Annotated in this window: 13 protein-coding genes, 2 tRNA genes and 1 pseudogene; 12 read left to right on the top strand and 4 right to left on the bottom strand. The window is 63.7% G+C overall.

The features are described 5' to 3' along the window. Positions 1–78: 78 nt before the first annotated feature. The 5 genes and pseudogenes from MMB49_RS06080 to MMB49_RS06060 all read left to right on the top strand — a co-directional run bounded on the left by MMB49_RS06080 (position 79) and on the right by MMB49_RS06060 (position 4,580). A tRNA-Arg gene (locus MMB49_RS06080) sits at positions 79–152 on the top strand. Between the two features lie 49 nt (positions 153–201). Beyond that, positions 202–275 (top strand) — tRNA-Arg (locus MMB49_RS06075). 129 nt (positions 276–404) lie between these two features. Further along, on the top strand, positions 405–1,589 hold the full coding sequence (locus tag MMB49_RS06070; RefSeq protein WP_047272409.1) for a MalY/PatB family protein: 1,185 nt from the start codon (positions 405–407) through the stop codon (positions 1,587–1,589). 729 nt (positions 1,590–2,318) lie between these two features. Continuing rightward, positions 2,319–3,569, top strand: a pseudogene (locus tag MMB49_RS06065) (Na+/H+ antiporter NhaA); the annotation flags it as partial. 69 nt (positions 3,570–3,638) lie between these two features. Continuing rightward, a complete protein-coding gene (locus MMB49_RS06060; RefSeq protein WP_047272470.1) occupies positions 3,639–4,580 on the top strand; it encodes a TIGR00730 family Rossman fold protein in 942 nt (313 codons plus the stop codon). On the opposite strand, the gene MMB49_RS06055 is transcribed toward MMB49_RS06060, so the two are convergent. Then, positions 4,577–5,248, bottom strand: a complete 672-nt coding sequence (locus tag MMB49_RS06055; RefSeq protein ID WP_047272405.1) for an O-methyltransferase — start codon at positions 5,246–5,248, stop codon at positions 4,577–4,579. The genes MMB49_RS06060 and MMB49_RS06055 overlap by 4 nt on opposite strands. 45 nt (positions 5,249–5,293) lie before the next feature. Further along, positions 5,294–6,265, bottom strand: a complete 972-nt coding sequence (locus tag MMB49_RS06050) for a succinate dehydrogenase/fumarate reductase iron-sulfur subunit (RefSeq protein WP_047272403.1) — start codon at positions 6,263–6,265, stop codon at positions 5,294–5,296. A 308-nt stretch (positions 6,266–6,573) separates the two neighbouring features. On the opposite strand from MMB49_RS06050, the gene MMB49_RS06045 reads away from it, so the two are divergent. From MMB49_RS06045 to MMB49_RS06035, 3 genes are read left to right on the top strand one after another with little or no spacing between them, the layout of a single operon-like run. Beyond that, positions 6,574–6,960 carry a YraN family protein gene (locus MMB49_RS06045; protein ID WP_013363639.1) on the top strand — a complete coding sequence of 129 codons (387 nt, stop codon included), beginning with the start codon at positions 6,574–6,576 and terminating at the stop codon, positions 6,958–6,960. Continuing rightward, positions 6,960–8,489, top strand: coding sequence for a YifB family Mg chelatase-like AAA ATPase (locus tag MMB49_RS06040; RefSeq protein WP_003813643.1), 1,530 nt, complete (start codon positions 6,960–6,962; stop codon positions 8,487–8,489). The genes MMB49_RS06045 and MMB49_RS06040 overlap by 1 nt, the downstream gene beginning before the upstream one ends. Next, on the top strand, positions 8,486–10,000 hold the full coding sequence (locus MMB49_RS06035; RefSeq protein WP_013390056.1) for a DNA-processing protein DprA: 1,515 nt from the start codon (positions 8,486–8,488) through the stop codon (positions 9,998–10,000). Before MMB49_RS06040 ends, MMB49_RS06035 begins: the two co-directional genes overlap by 4 nt. A 57-nt stretch (positions 10,001–10,057) precedes the next feature. Here MMB49_RS06035 and MMB49_RS06030 read toward each other — a convergent pair whose 3' ends face one another. Further along, a complete protein-coding gene (locus MMB49_RS06030; protein WP_003813638.1) occupies positions 10,058–10,378 on the bottom strand; it encodes an MGMT family protein in 321 nt (106 codons plus the stop codon). Positions 10,379–10,580: 202 nt separating this feature from the next. On the opposite strand from MMB49_RS06030, the gene MMB49_RS06025 reads away from it, so the two are divergent. Beyond that, on the top strand, positions 10,581–12,596 hold the full coding sequence (locus tag MMB49_RS06025) for an FAD-binding protein (RefSeq protein ID WP_047272402.1): 2,016 nt from the start codon (positions 10,581–10,583) through the stop codon (positions 12,594–12,596). A gap of 145 nt (positions 12,597–12,741) precedes the next feature. Here MMB49_RS06025 and MMB49_RS06020 read toward each other — a convergent pair whose 3' ends face one another. After that, a complete protein-coding gene (locus tag MMB49_RS06020; protein ID WP_047272400.1) occupies positions 12,742–13,617 on the bottom strand; it encodes a pyridoxamine kinase in 876 nt (291 codons plus the stop codon). A 254-nt stretch (positions 13,618–13,871) separates the two neighbouring features. On the opposite strand from MMB49_RS06020, the gene MMB49_RS06015 reads away from it, so the two are divergent. The 3 genes from MMB49_RS06015 (at position 13,872) to MMB49_RS06005 (ending at position 17,930) form a co-directional block, all read left to right on the top strand. Further along, a complete protein-coding gene (locus tag MMB49_RS06015) occupies positions 13,872–14,726 on the top strand; it encodes a putative ABC transporter permease (RefSeq protein ID WP_013390054.1) in 855 nt (284 codons plus the stop codon). A gap of 245 nt (positions 14,727–14,971) precedes the next feature. Then, the gene (locus tag MMB49_RS06010; protein WP_047272398.1) at positions 14,972–16,288 is read left to right on the top strand and encodes an O-acetylhomoserine aminocarboxypropyltransferase/cysteine synthase family protein; all 1,317 of its coding nucleotides are present in this window, start codon (positions 14,972–14,974) and stop codon (positions 16,286–16,288) included. 733 nt (positions 16,289–17,021) lie between these two features. Beyond that, the gene (locus tag MMB49_RS06005) at positions 17,022–17,930 is read left to right on the top strand and encodes an ABC transporter ATP-binding protein (protein ID WP_229941015.1); all 909 of its coding nucleotides are present in this window, start codon (positions 17,022–17,024) and stop codon (positions 17,928–17,930) included. The last annotated feature ends 2 nt before the right edge of the window (positions 17,931–17,932 follow it).

Here is a 17,932-nt window from a genome sequence, read left to right as displayed (position 1 = left end):
CGACACGCGCGACACGCCAAGTTGCTAAAGTCATTACATTGATGTAATTTATTTGAGTTGCCGAAAACAAGACAACATGCGCCAGTAGCCCAGCGGATTAGAGCAGCTGACTACGGATCAGCAGGTCGCAGGTTCGAATCCTGTCTGGCGCACGAGCCGTGAAGTAATTCACGGTTGTGCATAATTCAATATGCGCGGTATGCGCCGGTAGCCCAGCGGATTAGAGCAGCTGACTACGGATCAGCAGGTCGCAGGTTCGAATCCTGTTCGGCGCACAAAAAGCCCTTGAAAGCGAATGCTTCCGAGGGCTTTTCCAATGGATGGGCGCACAGCAGACAGGCGCAACGAGGAGCATCCGCCCACGACCGTGTTCCGGCGCCATCGAATACATACGAGGAGCAGACGTGTACGATTTCCAGTCCGTGGTCGAACGACGCGGCACCACATCCATCAAATGGCACATGATCGAGGATGACATGGGTGTGGGAAGCGAGGACGTGATCGCCATGTCCGTTGCCGACATGGAATTCAAGCCGGCTCCGGAAATCGTAGAAGCGCTGGTCGAAGCCGCCCAACATGACATCTTCGGATACGATTACGCGACCGACGGGTATTTCCGCGCGCTGACGGCATGGATGAGTCGTCGGCACAACTGGGACATCGACCCGGCCTGGGTGAGCCTGTCGGACGGGGTCATGCCCGCGGTCAACACCGCACTGCGTGCGGTCACCCATCCCGGCGACAAGGTGATCCTGCAAGGACCCGTCTACTATCCTTTCACCGCCGCCGCGGAGCACAACGGCCTGACCATACTCGACAACCGCCTCATCCTGGGTGACGACGGACATTACGTCATGGATTTCGACGATCTGGAGGCCAAGGCGTCCGACCCGCGGTGCACGGCGCTGATGCTGTGCAACCCGCACAACCCGGTCGGCCGCGTGTGGAGCGCCGACGAGCTGCGTCGTCTGGGCGACATCTGCATCGCCCACGGCGTGACCATTCTGGCCGATGAGATCCATGCGGACTTCGCCTACCCCGGACACGACGTGACGATGTTCGGCACGCTGGGGGAGCGCTACGCCGGCCACTGCTATGAGTTCACCGCCCCGACCAAGACCTTCAACATCGCCGGCCTGCTGTGCTCCAACGTCATCACCGTCAACCCCGAACTCAAGCGGGCGTTCGACGTGGCGGCGGAGAACATCGCCGGCCTGACCGTCAGCCATTTCGGACTCGTCGCGTGCCAGGCGGCATATGAGCGGGCCGAACCGTGGCTGGATGCGCTCATGGGCGTGCTCGCCGACAACCTTTCGCTGCTGCGCGAGTTCGCGGAACGCACGCCTGGACTTCGGCTCATCGAACCGGAAGGCACGTATCTGGCATGGCTGGACTGCCGCGGTCTTGGCTTCGGTTCGGCGGACGAGCTGCGCGATTTCATGCGCGACCGCGCTCGAGTGTATTTCGACGAGGGCGTGCTGTTCGGCGAGAACGGAGCCGGATTCGAGCGCGTCAACCTCGCCTGCCCGAAGGCGCTGCTTAAGCAGGTGCTGGACAACATCGCCGCAGCCCTGTCACATCGCGCCTGATTTTCGGCAACCGGGATTGCCTCTCGGCCCGCTGGCGGGGCGAGCCGTGAGGCAAACAGCGGGGGTGCCCGACATTATCGCCCCCGCTGGCGGAGGGCTGGCATGCGCGGCATGACTGGGGGTGGTTCTCAGCTCAATGGAACAGCCCGCACTCAGTCCCTACCCATCCGTCCGGCTGATTCGCTCCCATCCCGTGTGCCACACCAGGCGAAAAACACCCCGAAATCGCATGGTGTGGCACAGCAGAGAGCCACACCATGCGATGTGAGCCTTCACATCACGTGGTGTGGCAAAGCACGGGTCGCGGAAACCGCCATTTTCCAATGACCGGTGAATGGGCCCGGAATCACCCTTGGCCACACCAGCCCCAAAACCGTCAAAAATCGCATGGTGTGGTACAGGCGATAGCCGGATGACGATCGGCGGGGAATCATCCCCACGCCTTTCCCGCGAAAGTCCCATCCGGCGACGAATAGATGGGACTTTCGCCGGATATGGATTGTCCGTCGCCTTCCTCCCCCCCCACTCCTCGCCTACAAGCAGCTCTGCTGTTTCTTCACGGCTCGCCTTTGGCCCCTGTGATTGTGGTCTCGCTTCGCTAGGCTCAGCCCGGGGCGTAGAGTGGGATGGGGGTCTGTAAAATGAGGAGTCGGTCTGATGGCACCGAATCCTGACATGTCAGGCATACGTCCGCGTCAGGCTGTTCACTTGGTATGGAATTGAGGGTTCATGAATAGCACGGGTAGGGTTTGGGCCAGGATCCGGCGAATCGCCGCGTCCGATCGTATTTCCGGCCTGATTATGCTCGCGTTCGCGTTTGCTGGTCTGGTCCTGGCTAATCTGCCATGGACGTCGCACATGTTCGAGGCGGTGGCGGAGACGCAGCTGGGCATTCCCGGCACCAACATCATCCTGCCGATCGGGCATTGGGCGCAGGATGGCCTGCTGACGATATTCTTCCTCACGGTCGGATTGGATCTCAAACAGGAGCTGACCACCGGTTCGCTCGCCAATCCGAAAGCCGCCGCCGTGCCCATGCTGTGCGCCGTGGGCGGTATGCTGATGCCGCCGGTGCTGTTCATCACGGTCATCTCCCTGTTCTCCCGGTTCGCGCCGCCTGCGCCGGGAATCGTCACCATCCCGACCGGCGCGGATGTCCCGTTCGCCGAAGCGGCGCAGGGGTGGGCGATTCCCACAGCGACGGACATCGCCTTCTCGCTGGCGGTGCTTGCGTTGTTCGCCAAGGCGCTGCCCGGTTCGATCCGAGCGTTCCTGATGACGCTCGCCACGGTCGATGACCTGCTGGCGATCATCCTGATCGCGGTGTTCTTCTCGTCGCTCAACGCATGGTACTGGTTCATCGGCATCGCCATATGCGCGGCCATCTGGGCGTTCCTGGTGAGATTGCGCCGCGTCCCATGGCTGCTGGTCGCCGTGATAGGCGTACTGGCATGGGTGATGATGTTCGAGGCCGGCGTGCACCCCACGCTGGCGGGCGTGCTGGTCGGCCTGCTGACGCCATCGCGTGAAATGCACGGTGAGAAGTCACCGCGCGCGCAACGCTATGCGAGCAAGCTGCAGCCGTTCTCTTCGCTGCTCGCACTGCCGATATTCGCGCTGTTCGCCACCGGCGTGCACTTCGCCGAGCTATCCCCGGCGCTGATGCTGTCGCCCGTGGTCATCGGCATCATCGTGGCGCTGGTGATCGGCAAGCCGCTCGGCATCATGATCACGGCATGGCTGTCCACGCACGTGGCTGGGCTGACGATGGCGAAGGGACTGCGCGTGCGCGACATGTTCCCCGCAGCCTGCGCGTGCGGCATCGGCTTCACGGTATCGTTCCTGATCGCCTCTCTGGCCTACACGAACACGGAGCTGTCTGCGGAAGGACGGTTCGGCGTGCTGATGGCATCCCTGATCGCGGCGCTCATCAGCGGCATCCTCCTGAGCCGTCAGTCCAAGCGGTTCGAGAAGGAGGAGCTGGAGTCGGTGTCGTAACGGAGCTTCTGCTGGTATGTTGGAGACATCCAAGACAAGGAGTGCGTGATCATGTCGAAAACGGATGCGTCGAAGAAAAGCGGCAAGAAAAAGAAGCTGCGTAAACTGGCCGCGCAGAAGCTCGCCCACGCGGCGGCGAACAACGCGCTGAACGACATCATCGCCGCGGCAGGTGCCGAACGAGGGAAATCATCGGACGCCGGGCGGCAGACGGGTGACGCGGCGGTACGCGCCGCCGTCTCCGGTGTTCAGCAGGATGCATCGCCGTTGGGCGACACCTATCACCGGGGCCCGGTGATTCTGCGCGGCCCGATGATTCCGAACGACAACACTACGGCCAACCTGCTCAAACCCAATCAGGAGACCGATTGGCTCCACATGGATCCGTGGCGTGTGCTGCGCATCCAATCCGAGTTCGTCGACGGGTTCGGGGCGCTCGCCGAGCTCGGGCCGGCGGTCAGCGTGTTCGGCTCCGCCCGCACGCCGCGCACCGACCCGGACTATAAGGCGGCGCGGCGCATGGGGCGTGGAATCGCAAAGCATGGCGTGGCCGTCATCACCGGGGGAGGGCCGGGCATCATGGAGGCCGCGAACCGTGGTGCGGCGCTTGCCGGCGGCAAATCGGTCGGACTGGGCATCGAACTGCCGCACGAGCAGGGGCTCAACCAATGGGTGAACCTGGGCATGAGCTTCCGCTATTTCTTCGTGCGCAAGACCATGTTCGTCAAATACTCGTCCGGCGTGATCGTATGCCCCGGAGGATTCGGCACATTCGATGAGATGTTCGAGCTGCTGACCCTGGTGCAGACGCACAAGGTCATGTCGATGCCGATCGTCCTGTACGGCACCGAATACTGGCGCGGCCTGTTCGAATGGCTGACATCGACCGTGCAGGATCACGGTATGATCTCGCCGCTCGACCCGAGTCTGGTACTGATCACGGACGACCCCGACGAGGCCGTGGAAGTGGCGGTCAGCCGGATCGCCTCCTAGCGCTTGACGGCGATGAGCAGTCCGGTGCCGGTCGGAGTCAGAGAGGATTCGAAACGGTCGTCGTCCTGAACCATGTCCAGCAATTGCCGCATGACCACCGCCTTGTCGCTGCGGTCAGCGGGATTGGGTACACCGCCGTTCGCCTCGTCGCCCTCGAACGCGAGCATGTCGGTGAACACGATGACGCCGTGCTCCCGGAGCAGCCGCGGCGCCTGGGCAAACGTGTCCAAATAGTTCGCCGCATCGCCGGAGACGACGATCAGGTCGTAATCCGTGCCGTTGAGACGCGGCAGAAACACGTTCACCGGCGCGTTCACCGCGCGCAGCGTCGTTTGTGTCGTGTCGGACAGGGCGAAGAACATCTTGCGGATGAGCGCGATTCCCTGCGTCGAGGAATCCACCGCCGTCAACTGGCCGGTACCGTGCAGCGCATCGACAAGCTGGACGATCTCCACGAGTGAGCCGGAGCCGATGGTGATCACCGAGATGCTGCGCATCATGCATGCCAGCGTATGCAGCAGCTGCGCCTGAGCTGCGGAACCCTGCGCAAGACCGCACTGGGCGGCCTGTTCGCGCGCGTCCAGCAGCGCTTGCGTCTGCCGGGAATAGGCATGATTCTCGACGTACTCCCATGCCCTGGCGAGATTCGCATATGAGGTCTTATCCATAAACAATCCCCTGAACCGTTGTCGAATGATGTCTGTTTCGGTCTGTCAGCGCTCTCGGACGCGGGCGACGATCTGCCACATCTCCTCGCCGACGTCGATGCCGCGGGGACAGTGGCGCGAGCAGGCGCGCACGGATTGGCAAGCGGCCACGCCGTCGGCGGTGTCGATGGCGTCCAGTCGCTCGTCGGTTGCGGTGTCCCTCGAATCGTTCACGAAGCGGGAGGTCGAGATCAGGGCCGCCGGCCCAATGAAGGCGTCGCCGCCGGCGTAGACCGGGCAGGCTCCCTCGCACACGCCACAGGCGATGCAGTTGCTGAGCAGCTCGTATTTCGCCAGCTGCTCTGGCCGCTGAAGGTACTCGAACACGTCCACCTTGCCTTCGCTGGTGGTCGCGAGCACGCCATCGGCCTGCAGATACGGCTTGAGCTTCCTGATCTGGTCGAGCATCGGGTCGATGTCCGCGATCAGATCGCGCTGGACGGGGAATCCCGGCAGCGGTGCCAGTTCGATGATGCCGAGTTCGTGGGATTGCGCGCCTGCGTTGTCTTCGCAAGAGTTTCCTTCGGGAGCGGTCGTGTCCGCGCTCCGCTTATCACCCGCGTCGCCGGTGCGGCGGAATCCCTCGCCATCGGCGAGGGGAATCGGCGTCGCCGGTTTCGCCCAGTCGCCGACGGTCGCGGTGCACAGGAGCGTCGGCGTGCCGTTGATCGCCACCGCGTCGGAACCGCACATGCCATGCCCGCACGAATAACGGAACGCCAGGGTCGGATCCACGGTGCGCTTGATCTTCAGCAGACAGTCCAGCACCGTATCCTCCCGGCGAACCGGCAGAGTGTACTCCTGAACCCACTGCTTGCCGCGGGGACGCCGACGCGCCGAAGCGGAGGCGCCGCCGAATGGCGAGCTTTTCTTGGCGAAGGGGCTGCCGGAGCGGGCCGGGCGATCACGCTCGGGACGCGGCGTGAACCTGTTCACCCGCAAGGTCACCGTGGCCAGCGCGTCACTTGAGCCGCTCATATATATGCCTCCTGAAGTCAAAGAATCGTCAACCAGTTTGCCATAAGGCATGGCCTTGGCGGGCGCGCCCATGCCTCGGTTCCGCGCACGGAATCGTCGTCGTGCCGACGATGTGGATAAGTGGATATTCGTCCACATTCCATCCACAACACGCCGAAGGGCAAGCCTTCGACCACATTGGCCGAAAACCATGTGGTCGAAGGCGGTTTTATGGTGCACTGATGGTCATGGACACCTGTTTGACAAGCCGAGCGGAACACGCAGGCGCTACGACCGATCATGATCCTCCCGTGGCGGGGCTGAGCGATATGCTGTGCCGGCTGTGCGACGGCTCGCTCAAACCCAAGCAGCTGGGGGTGCTGGGGGAGCAATATGCGGCGGATTGGCTGGAACGGCACGGATACACGATTCTGGGGCGCAACTGGCATTCGCGGTACGGGGAGCTCGACATCGTCATGATGACGCCCGACCGCGTCATCGCGTTCGTCGAGGTCAAGACCAGACGGACCGACCATTTCGGCACGCCGCAGGAGGCCGTCACCCTGCACAAGCAGACGAATCTCAGACGCGCCGGCGTGCAGTGGCTGCTCGAGCCGGACCACCGCATCAGGCATACGGGGGTGCGGTTCGACGTGCTCACTATCGTCGCGCGTGCGGGCATGGTGTCGGTGCACCACATACCGGGGGCGTTCTGATGGCTATCGGCGGTTCCCTTTCGGTCGGCCTGATTGGTCTCAAGGCCTTCATCATCCAGATTCAGGCGTTCATCTCGCCCGGTCTGCCGTATTTCAGCGTCATCGGCCTGCCGGATGCCTCGCTCAGCGAATCGCGGGAACGGGTCAAATCCGCCTGCCAGGCGAGCGGGTTCAAATGGCCGGACACCCGCGTCACCGTCAACATGTCTCCCGCGTCGATGCCCAAGCGGGGCGCCTCGCACGATCTCGCCATCGCGGCTGGCGTGCTGAGCGCGGCGGGGGCGATTCCGCACGACAGCCTGGAGGAGACGATCGTTCTGGGGGAGGTGAACCTCGACGGCACCGTGCTGCCGATCCATGGTCTGCTGCCGATCATGCTGCATGCCAAGGAGCGGGGGATACGGCGACTGATCGTGCCTTACGGCAACGAGGACGAGTCCCGCCTGGTGCCGCAGATGGACGTGACCTGCGTCCGTCATGTGGGCGAGCTCATCGAGCTGGCGGGAGGCCGAGCGTCGTATACGCTTGGCGTCGACCGTGCGACGGTCTCGTGCACGGTCGAGGACACGCCGGCCTTCAGCGGATTGGGTGACATGAGCGAGGTGGTCGGCCAGGATCATGTCAAGTGGGCATTGCAGGTGGCGGCGGCCGGGAAACACCATCTGCTGATGACCGGCCCGCCGGGCTCGGGCAAGACGATGTTGGCCTCCAGGATGCCGAGCATCATGTGCCCGCTTACGCCGGAGGAACAGCTCGAAGTGGCGTCGATACGCTCCCTGTGCGGCACGCTGCAACATTATGGCATCTCCGATATGCCGCCCTTCGAGGCGCCTCACCATACGGCGTCGACCGCGTCGCTGGTGGGTGGCGGATCAGGGCTTGCGATGCCGGGGGCGATTACGCGCGCCCACCGCGGGATCCTGTTCATGGACGAGGCCCCTGAATTCTCCGCGAGGACGCTGCAGACGCTGCGCGAGCCGATGGAATCCGGGTACGTGGCCCTGTCTCGCACGAAGGGGACGACCTACTATCCGGCGATGTTCCAGATGGTCATGGCAGCCAACCCATGCCCGTGCGGTTACGCCTACGGCAACGGGGAGCGCTGCGTGTGCAAGGAGAAGGACCGTATCCGGTATTTCGCCAGACTGTCCGGTCCGATTCTCGACCGGATCGATATTCAGGTGGAGGTGCCGCCGGTCCCGTGCATAGCCTCGGCGCCGACCCGTGATTCGATTGGCAGCCACGTCATGCAGCAGCAGGTGATCGCGGCGCGGGCGGCGGCCGGCGAACGGTATTCCAAATACGGGTGGGGCTGCAACGCCGAAGTGCCGGGGTCGTGGATGCGCGCCAACACGTCGGTGAAGGCGCTGGAACTCGCCAACAGGGCGCTGGCGTCGCATCGGCTGAGCCTGCGTGGAGTGGATCGGGCCATGCGACTGGCATGGACGCTGGCCGATCTGGCGGGCAAAACGTCGCCGGGGCCGGACGAGATGTCGCAAGGCATCATGTTGAGAGCGAGGATGTCATGACTGTATGCGAGTCGGATAGCGGCCTTTGCTGGGACCTTGACGAGGAGACGCTCGCTCGGGCCATCCTGACATTCTGCCTCAATACCGCAGACGCGCTGATGACCGCGCTCCTCAAGGGCACGGCCGATGCGTGGGAAGCGCTCACCCTCATCCGGGACAGCGACCCGGAACTGCGCACGTCGGCCGGCGCGGGGAAGGTCATCGAGCAGGCGTTCTGCATCGGCATGACCCGATGGGGGAGCAAGCCCACGCCGCAGGCGGTGCGTTCGTTTCGCTCCGCGTTGGCGACATGGCAGCAGCGATTGCGAACTCTCCCCACGTGGGACAGGGATTATCTCTGCGGCTGGTTCACCATGGAGGGGAGGCAATGGATCATCGCGCCGCATGACGTATGGTGGCCCACCCGTCTCAACGACCTGGCGTTGCTGGGTCGTTGCGCGCCCCCGCTGTGCCTGTGGGGCAGTGGCGATCGCGCGGCATTGACCAGTTGCCCGCAGCCCGTCGGCATCGTGGGCTCGCGCGGCGTCAACGAGTATGGGCGCCGACTGACGACGGACATAGCCGTGCATGCCGCGCAAGCTGGGCATCTGGTGGTTTCAGGGGGAGCCATGGGGGCGGACGCCGCCGCCCATAGGGGAGCATTGGACGCGATGCGGGCGTACGGCATCGGACGGGCCGGGCGCACGGTGGCCGTGTTCGCCGGAGGTCTCAACCATGCCGGGCCGCAGTGCAACAGCGAGTTGTTCGACGGGATTGCGGAAAACGGGGGAGCACTGGTCAGCGAACTGTGCCCGGGAACCATTCCGGAGGCGAGGCGGTTCCTGTCGCGCAACCGCATCATAGCCGCGCTTTCGTCAACGCTGGTGGTCACTCAGGCGAGACTGCGTTCAGGGGCGCTGAACACCGTGAACTGGGGAAACGAACTGCAGCGGGACATCCATGCGGTGCCCGGCAACATTGACATGCCGGGCAACAGTGGCTGCAACCGGCTCATTCAGGAGCAACGGGCCACCATCGTGTGCTCCGTCGCCGACATGGATGACGTCTGGCATGCCCCGCATCCGCCGGAGTCGTTTCACGACGTGGCCACTCAACGGAAAGACGGCTCGGACTGCGATGTCGGGACGCCTCGTGATGCCGGCATATTGCGCGACAGCAGCCCATCGGGCGGCAACAGGTCATCGGCGATGACCGAGAGCCAGCGGGCGATCATCGATGCCATCCGATGGTGCCGTCGCCGGCGGATAGCCCCGACCGCGCAATCCGTCGCCGAACAGCTGCGCACCCGGTCAGGTGAAAAAGGCCTGGAGACGGGCGCGACGGAAGGGAGGCCAACGGAAGGGAAACCAACAGAAGGAAAGGGAGCGGATGCGGTGCCGGAACGCGGCATGCATGAGTTGGTCGCCCATGTGCTCTCGCAATTGGGGACGATGGAGCTCATCGGACTGATAACCGTCGAGAACGGTCGCATCTCCATCGTTCCGGAAACCGGAGGGAGACGGAGATCATGATGACGATACTCACTCGTGGCGGATGGTACAGGCGAAAGCATGGTGCCTTGGCGTGCGTTACGCCTGCCATTGGCATCGTGCCAGGTCGACACGCCATCCACCGTCACCGGCATTGTCGTGGCCCGCCCGCGGCGGGATGAACGGCACACCCTCCTCTTCGAGCATCGCGCGCTGCCGCTCCGGGCCGCCGAACGCGAAGCCGGGCGCCAGCGAACCGTCACGGAACACGACGCGATGGCAGGGAATCACGCCGGGTTCGGGATTGGCGTGCAGCGCGAAGCCGACGAACCTCGCATTGCGTGGGCGGCCGGCCAGCGTCGCGACCTGGCCGTAGGTCGCGACCGCTCCGCGCGGGATCCGCCGGACGATGTCATACACCGCACTGTTGAACGATGTCGCACTATTGAACGACGCTGTGCTGCCGGATGACGCTGTGCCGTTGGATGTTGCCGCATTGCCGGGCGTCGTCGTGTTGCCGGGCGTTGTCGTGCTGTCGGATATTTCTTCCATGAACGGTATTATCCGCCGTGCTCCCGTCACGTGCGCGGCGAACGTCAGCCCTTGTGCGACAATCTTGGATATGAGTCCGAAACATGTGGAAGAAATGTATGACGCGGTGATCGTCGGCGCCGGGGCGGCCGGCCTGTCGGCGGCGCTGGGGCTGATGCACTCCCCTGACGTCGAACAGTTGAAGGAGTCCGGCATCGAGCCGAAGGTCCTGGTGATATCCAAACTGCAGCCGTTGCGCTCGCACACCGGTTCAGCGGAGGGCGGCATCGCGGCGAGTCTGGGCAATGTGGAACAGGACGATTGGCATTGGCATTACTACGACACCGTCAAGGGCGGCGACTGGCTGGTCGATCAGGATGCGGCCAAGCTGCTCGCCGAGTACGCCCCGCAGACCGTGATCAACCTGGAGCGTATGGGCGTGGCGTTCTCCCGCACCGATGACGGCCACATCGCGCAGCGACGGTTCGGTGGTCACACCGCGGATTTCGGCAAGATGCCCGTGCGCAGGGCGGCATATGCGGCGGACCGCATCGGCCATCAGATCCTGCACTCGCTGTGGCAGCAGTGCGTCGCGGCCGGCATCGAATTCGCCGAGGAATGGTACGTGACCGATGTGGTGCTTGACAAGTCGGGGAACGCCGTTGCGGGCGTGGTCGCCTATGACACGCACGCCGGCGTCACCCACGCAATTCATGCGCACAACGTGATGTTCGCCACCGGCGGTGCAGGACGACTGTTCCACACCACGTCGAATTCATGGGATCTGACCGGCGACGGCATGGCCTTGGCGTTGTCCGCCGGACTCCAGCTGGAAGACATCGAATTCGTCCAATTCCATCCGACGGGTCTCGCGCACACGGGCATACTCCTGTCGGAGGCCGCCCGTGCGGAGGGCGGCGTGCTGCGTAACGCCGACGGCGAGGCGTTCATGGAACGTTATGCGCCGGAGCATCGCGACCTCGCCGCGCGTGACGTGGTGAGCCGTTCGATCATGGCCGAGATTGACGGCGGACGCGGCGTCGCGGACCCGAAAGACCCGGACGGTCCGAAGGACTGCGTGTGGCTCGATATGACCGGCATCGATCCGGATCATATGAATGCGGTGCTGCCGCAGGTGGTGGAGACCATCAAGGCGTACGCGAACCTCGATCCGGCCAAGGACATGGTGCCGGTCAAACCGACCGCGCATTACACGATGGGTGGCATCCCGATCACCACGGATGGAGAGGTGTATCGCTGGGCGGAGTCAGGGAGCCAGAACGTCGACGCCGTTTCCGGTACCCGCACGGTCGTGGAGGGCTTGTTCGCCGCGGGCGAATGCTCGTGCGTGTCGGTGCATGGGGCGAACCGTCTGGGCGGCAACTCGCTGCTCGACGCATGCCTGTTCGGCACGCGCGCAGGTGAGTCGCTGGCGGCCCGCATCGCACAGTCGCCGGTCGACGACCCGATGCGCGGCGCCGATGCGGATGACGGTCCCGCCGAGGCGGCAGCCGCGCTGGTGGACGACGTCGCCCGTTCGCGCAAGCAGGATGTCGCCACGATGCTTGCGGGCAGACCGGACGTGGACGATGACGCGGCAGACGATACGTCTGACGGTATGCCGCAGACAGCGGAGCTCGGCGGCTCAGATGCTTCCGCGCAGCCCGGTTCCGAGGAGGATAACCCGTATCGGCTCGCCGCCGATCTGGGAACGCTGATGGAACATGCGCTGGCGGTGCGTTGCGACGCCCGTTCCATCAGCGAGGCCCTGAACCTGCTCGATACTGTGATCCGTCCCCGCGCCAACCGTCTCACGGCGCATTCGGAGACACCCGCGTTCAATCAGGAGATAACCGCGATCTGGGAGGTACGGCACCTGACACTGCTCGCCGAAGCCATGCTGCGCGCATCCGAGGCGCGCCACGAATCGCGCGGTTCCCTGCAAAGGCTCGATTATCCGACGCGTGACGACGAACGTTTCCTCGCGCATTCGATGATCGGGATGGCCGATGCCGCCGATGCCGAGGCTTCATCGGCACCTCACGCCTCCATCCTGTGGCAGTCCGTGCACATCAATGACTTCCCGCCCAAGACGCGCGAATACTGAGAGCTGCGATACGGGAGTGGCCTGACGCCTTCCCCTCAGGCCGGATTCCTTGGTCCCGAGTCAGAGTGGTTCTGATACAAAACTGCGCCGAAGGCCCAGCCAGGGCTTCGGCGCAGTTCCGTTTTGCCGGCTTTGCGGCACGGTCTCACTTCACCAGCGAAGTGAGCTCACCGAGATCGAGCTCGAAACTGACCCCGCGCTCCTCGAAATGCGGCTGATTGCGGGTGCTTTCCATTGCATGACGTACGAATTCGCCCGCGATCTGAGCCGATTCGGCCAGGCCACGGCCGGCCATCACCTCACCGCACAGTGCGGACGCGAAAGCGTCACCCGTACCGTGGATCATGTACGGCAGCTTGTCGTGCACAAGCTCGACCTTCTCGGCAGCGCCCTTTTCGGCGCTCGCCACGTAGTTGATGATCTTGCCGTCACCGTGGTCGATGCCCTTGAGCACCACGTTCTTGGTACCGAGTCCCAGCAGCGCGTCCAGCAGTTCGGTCACGGCGGCGTCATCGAGATCCTGCCCGGGGTAGTCGCGCTTGGTCAGGATGCTCGCTTCGGTCAGGTTCGGCATCAGCACGTCCGCGCCGTCCGCCAGAGCCCCCATCGCCTCGCACAGTTCCGGCGTGTACGTCGGGTACATCTGCCCGGCGTCGCCCATAACCGGGTCGACCAGCCGCAGCGCGGACGGATATTCGCGGTACAGGCGCTGGATGATGGACACCTGGTCGGGGGAGCCGAGGAAGCCGCTGTACACGCCGTCCAGCTCGACGTTCTCCTTGCGCCAGGCATCCAGATATCCGGAGAGAATGTCCGTCGTGTCATGGAACGTGAACACGGCGTACTTGGTGTGTGCGGAGAACAGGGCCGTCGGCACCGGGCACACGTCGCAGCCGGCCGCCGACAGGATCGGGATCGCCGCGGTCAGCGAGCACTTGCCATACCCGCACATGTCGTGCACGGCGGCTACGCGCGGAATGTAATGTGGGTCGCGGTCATACAGCGTCACATCATCGGTCATTCGGAAACACCCCTTACTGGTAGGCAATGACGATACACAACAGAGACTAGCATCGTCGGGCGCACACCGCGTAACGCGGTCCCGCCCAGCGCGCCACCGGTGGCGGGCGGCCGGGAAGTGCCACCTGCATCGTATCGACGGCATGGGAGCGGAAGCCGGAACGTGACGCCTCGCGCTAGAGTTGTCTGATACACGTGACGACGGGACGAAGCCCGATGCGGCGGTTCCGTCCGCATGATCGCAAGGAGGATGCCATGACGCCCATGGATGTTCTGATTGTCGTGGAACGCTTCTTCCTGTATTGGCTGGCGTACTCGTTCGCGGGATGGGTGTGGGAGACCGGCCTGAGCGTCGTGCTGCGCAAGCGGTTCGAGGATCGGGGCATGCTCAACGGGCCGATATGCCCGATCTACGGGTTCGGCGGTCTGCTGGTCGTCGTGCTGCTGCATGACGTGAACAATCCGCTGTCGCTGTTCCTGTCCAGCGGCGTGCTCGCATGCACGCTGGAATATGCGTCGAGCTGGGCGATCGAGAAACTGTACCACATGCGTTTCTGGGATTATTCCGGCAAGCCGTTCAACATCAACGGGCGCGTGTATCTTAACGGGTTTCTGGCGTTCGGCGCGGGGGCGACGTGCATCAAACTGGTGGTCCAGCCGTGGATGTCCGACATCGTCCGGTCCTGGCCGATATGGCTGCTTCACGCCGTCGCGGGACTGTCGTTCGTCGTGGTGGTAATCGATGCGGCCATCACCCAGGCCGGTCTGCGCAGTCTCGACTCGCGTCTGGCGAAGGTCAGCGAGGGCATCAAGGCGCTCAAATCGCAGCAGATCAGACAGATCGACACACGCATCAGCGAGGCCGACGAGCAGTGGCGCGAAACGTCCGCCAAACTGCGCGGGCAGGCGGAGCAGGCGTATGACCGGTTCGCGGCCGGAGCCCAGCAGGGCATTCGTGCGGCATCCAGACCGGTTGCGGATGCCGGCGAGCTGGTCCGTCGCTCGCTCAACCGCCAGCAGCGCCGTCTGATCCGCACGTTCCCGAAGATGGTATCCCTGCGCGACCTGACCATCACCGACATGATCCGTGACCTGTGGAACCGGCTCTGACGGCAGCGGCGTGTCGCATCGTGGATAGTCGGTTTTAGGGCTCCTGTTACGACCTGCGACACCAATGATGCCAACGGCTTTTAAAGGGTTATAGGCAACCGCGATAACGCCGGACTTGCGATGCCGCATCCATGTGCCCTATGGTCTAAACCAACACCTCGCCAGACGCTGGAAACCGCCGACGGGTGGCGACAAGAAAGACACGGAAACCACAGCATCCCGACATGGGAAAAGGAGCAACCACCATGACCGAAGCCAACAAGAAGTACCGTTTTGAAACCCTGCAGCTGCACGTCGGCCAGGAGCAGGCCGACCCGGCCACCGACTCCCGCGCAGTGCCGATTTACGCGACCACCAGCTACGTCTTCCACAACTTCGACCACGCCGAGGCCCGCTTCGGACTCGCCGACCTGGGTAACATCTACGGCCGTCTGACCAACTCCACCCAGGGCGTGTTCGAGGATCGCATCGCCGCCCTTGAAGGCGGCACCGCCGGCATCGCGGTCGCCTCGGGCGCCGCGGCCGTCGAGTACGCCGTGCGCAACATCACCCAGTCCGGTGACCACATCGTCTCCTCCAAGAACATCTACGGCGGCACCTTCAACCTGCTCAAGCACACGCTGCCGCGCGACGGCATCACCACCACTTTTGTCGATCCGGAGGTTCCGCAGAACTTCGAGGACGCCATCCAGGAGAACACCAAGCTCGTCTACTTCGAGACCTTCGGCAATCCGAACGCCGACCTGCCCGACTTCGAGGCCATCTCCGCAATCGCCCACAAGCATCATCTGCCGGTGATCGTCGACAACACCTTCGCCACCCCGTACCTGTTCCGCCCGCTGGAGCACGGCGCCGACGTCGTGGTCGAGTCCGCGACCAAGTTCATCGGCGGCCACGGCACCACGCTGGGTGGTGTCGTCGTGGAAGGCGGCAACTTCAACTGGGCTGAGGTGCCGGGCAAGTTCCCGACCCTGACCGAGCCGGATCCCTCCTACCACGGTCTGAACTTCTACGAGGCCCTTGGTGGAGCCGCCTTCGTGACCCGCATCCGCGCCATCCTGCTGCGCGACACCGGTGCCACCCTGTCCCCGTTCGCCGCGTTCCTGCTGCTGCAGGGCACCGAGACCCTGTCGCTGCGCGTCGAGCGCCACGTGCAGAACGCGCTGAAGGTTGTCGAGTACCTGCAGACCGTGCCTGAGGTCGAGTCCGTCTCGCACCCGTCCATCGAGGGGCGCCGCGACCACGAGCTGTACAAGAAGTACTTCCCGAACGGCGCCGGCTCCATCTTCACCTTCGACATCAAGGGCGGCAAGGACGCGGCGCGTGTCTTCATCGACAACCTGCACCTGTTCTCTCTGCTGGCGAACGTGGCCGACGTGAAGTCGCTGGTCATCCACCCGGCCTCCACCACGCACTCCCAGGAGACGCTGGAGGAGCTGGAGGATCAGGGCATCCACCAGGGCACCATCCGCCTGTCCATCGGCACCGAGAACATCGAGGACATCCTCGACGACCTCAAGGGCGGCTTCGAGGCGCTGCGCGCCTCCGGACTGGCCAAGTGATGGTCTTGGCTAGATAGCCGCAAGGATTTTCCGCGTCGCCGGTCGGGGAACCGTGACGCGGAACGAGAAGGGGAACCCGTACAAACCCGCGCTGACGTCATGCAGCGCGGGTTTGTTGCATATAGCCCTTGCTGGCTGGGCTGTAGTGAAGCGGGTGGGATGTCGCCGCACAACCACCCTCCGGCGCTTCGCGCCACCTCCCGCCAGCGGGAGGGCGTATGGTCCGATCCTGCTGTTCAGCTCCGTTCCGACCACATTTTGGCTTTTTTGTCTTGAACAGTGATGCAAGCAGGGGGTTTCGTGCCACGAAACGGTAAAAATCGCTGTTTTCGGCATTTCGTGGCATTCCCTGTGCCACGAAATCGTTTTTAACCGGTTACATGCCGTTTCGGGGCGTGAGGGCAAATCTAAGAATCATTGGAAAATGGACGTTTCGCCATTCTCGTTCTCAACACTGTTCTCGCTCATCGTACAATTCTTCTTGCCAGGCACCCCCCTATCATCCCATTCCCCGTCATCGCCACGGGCCCGTGCGTTCCCGGCCGAGAGAGGCCGCCGAGCGCAGTGAAACCGCGCACAATGTTCGAGCGCGTAATACTCAAGGATGATGGGCACGATGGCGATTCACCCCGCCGCACGATGCCGGTCCGAGCCCGCCACCCGTATGGTGAAAGTAACGTTCAGGGAAAATCCCTGTATTGATATGGAAGAGGACGTTATGGAACAGCAGATCATGCAGCCGCAGACCAATGCCGGTGCGGCGCAGGAACAGCGGCACCCCATCGCCATCGAGGCGATCGACCTGGTCAAGGACTACGGGCATGGCGAAAACGCGGTGCATGCGCTGCGCGGCGTCAATGTGCGGTTCGAGCAAGGGAGGTTCACCGCGATCATGGGCCCGTCCGGCTCCGGCAAGTCCACGCTCATGCACACGCTCGCCGGACTCGACTCGGCCACGAGCGGTCATATCGTGTTCGACGGCGCCGACATCACCACCATGAACGACAATCAGCTGACCATGCTGCGCCGCCACAAGATCGGCTTCATCTTCCAGAGCTTCAACCTGCTGCCGATGTTCACCGCCGAGCAGAACATCCTCATGCCGTTGACTCTGGCGGGTCAGAAGCCCGACCGTCAGTGGTTCGACATGCTGACGACGACGCTGGGACTCAAGGAACGTCTCACGCACCGGCCGAATGAACTGTCTGGCGGCCAGCAGCAGCGCGTCGCCATCGCGCGTGCGCTCATCACCAAACCGTCGCTGGTGTTCGCCGACGAGCCCACCGGCAACCTCGATTCCGTCTCCAGCGCCGAAGTGCTGAGCTTCCTGAAGCGATCCGTCAAGGAACTTGGGCAGACCGTCATCATGGTCACCCATGACGCCGTCGCCGCATCCTATGCCGATCGTGCGATCGTGTTCGCCGACGGCCAGATCGTCGCCGACGAGCAGCGCCCGACCGCCGAGAGCATGAACCAACTGTTGATGAACGAGCGCGAGCGGGCCACCCAACTGGTCGGCGGGCCGTCCGCGGGCACCACCGTTCCAAGACCGCCGGTGGCGGCCCTCAAGGGGCACACCGAAAAGGCGTCTTTCGTTCCGGGCGCTCCGCAGCACGCCGCCGTCGCCCAGCACCGCCGCTGACC

This window comes from Bifidobacterium sp. SKU, from assembly GCF_026016405.1.
Lineage (GTDB): Bacteria > Actinomycetota > Actinomycetes > Actinomycetales > Bifidobacteriaceae > Bifidobacterium > Bifidobacterium bifidum.
This window is presented reverse-complemented; position numbering and strand designations above follow the sequence as displayed.

What these genes read in the sequence shown, in the direction of transcription:
- MMB49_RS06060 (WP_047272470.1), top strand. Translation starts at nt 3,639, where the DNA reads ATGTCGAAAACGGATGCGTCGAAGAAAAGCGGCAAGAAAAAGAAGCTG.
- MMB49_RS06055 (WP_047272405.1), bottom strand. Translation starts at nt 5,248, where the DNA reads ATGGATAAGACCTCATATGCGAATCTCGCCAGGGCATGGGAGTACGTC.
- MMB49_RS06050 (WP_047272403.1), bottom strand. Translation starts at nt 6,265, where the DNA reads ATGAGCGGCTCAAGTGACGCGCTGGCCACGGTGACCTTGCGGGTGAAC.
- MMB49_RS06045 (WP_013363639.1), top strand. Translation starts at nt 6,574, where the DNA reads ATGCTGTGCCGGCTGTGCGACGGCTCGCTCAAACCCAAGCAGCTGGGG.
- MMB49_RS06040 (WP_003813643.1), top strand. Translation starts at nt 6,960, where the DNA reads ATGGCTATCGGCGGTTCCCTTTCGGTCGGCCTGATTGGTCTCAAGGCC.
- MMB49_RS06035 (WP_013390056.1), top strand. Translation starts at nt 8,486, where the DNA reads ATGACTGTATGCGAGTCGGATAGCGGCCTTTGCTGGGACCTTGACGAG.
- MMB49_RS06025 (WP_047272402.1), top strand. Translation starts at nt 10,581, where the DNA reads ATGAGTCCGAAACATGTGGAAGAAATGTATGACGCGGTGATCGTCGGC.
- MMB49_RS06020 (WP_047272400.1), bottom strand. Translation starts at nt 13,617, where the DNA reads ATGACCGATGATGTGACGCTGTATGACCGCGACCCACATTACATTCCG.
- MMB49_RS06015 (WP_013390054.1), top strand. Translation starts at nt 13,872, where the DNA reads ATGACGCCCATGGATGTTCTGATTGTCGTGGAACGCTTCTTCCTGTAT.
- MMB49_RS06010 (WP_047272398.1), top strand. Translation starts at nt 14,972, where the DNA reads ATGACCGAAGCCAACAAGAAGTACCGTTTTGAAACCCTGCAGCTGCAC.
- MMB49_RS06005 (WP_229941015.1), top strand. Translation starts at nt 17,022, where the DNA reads ATGCAGCCGCAGACCAATGCCGGTGCGGCGCAGGAACAGCGGCACCCC.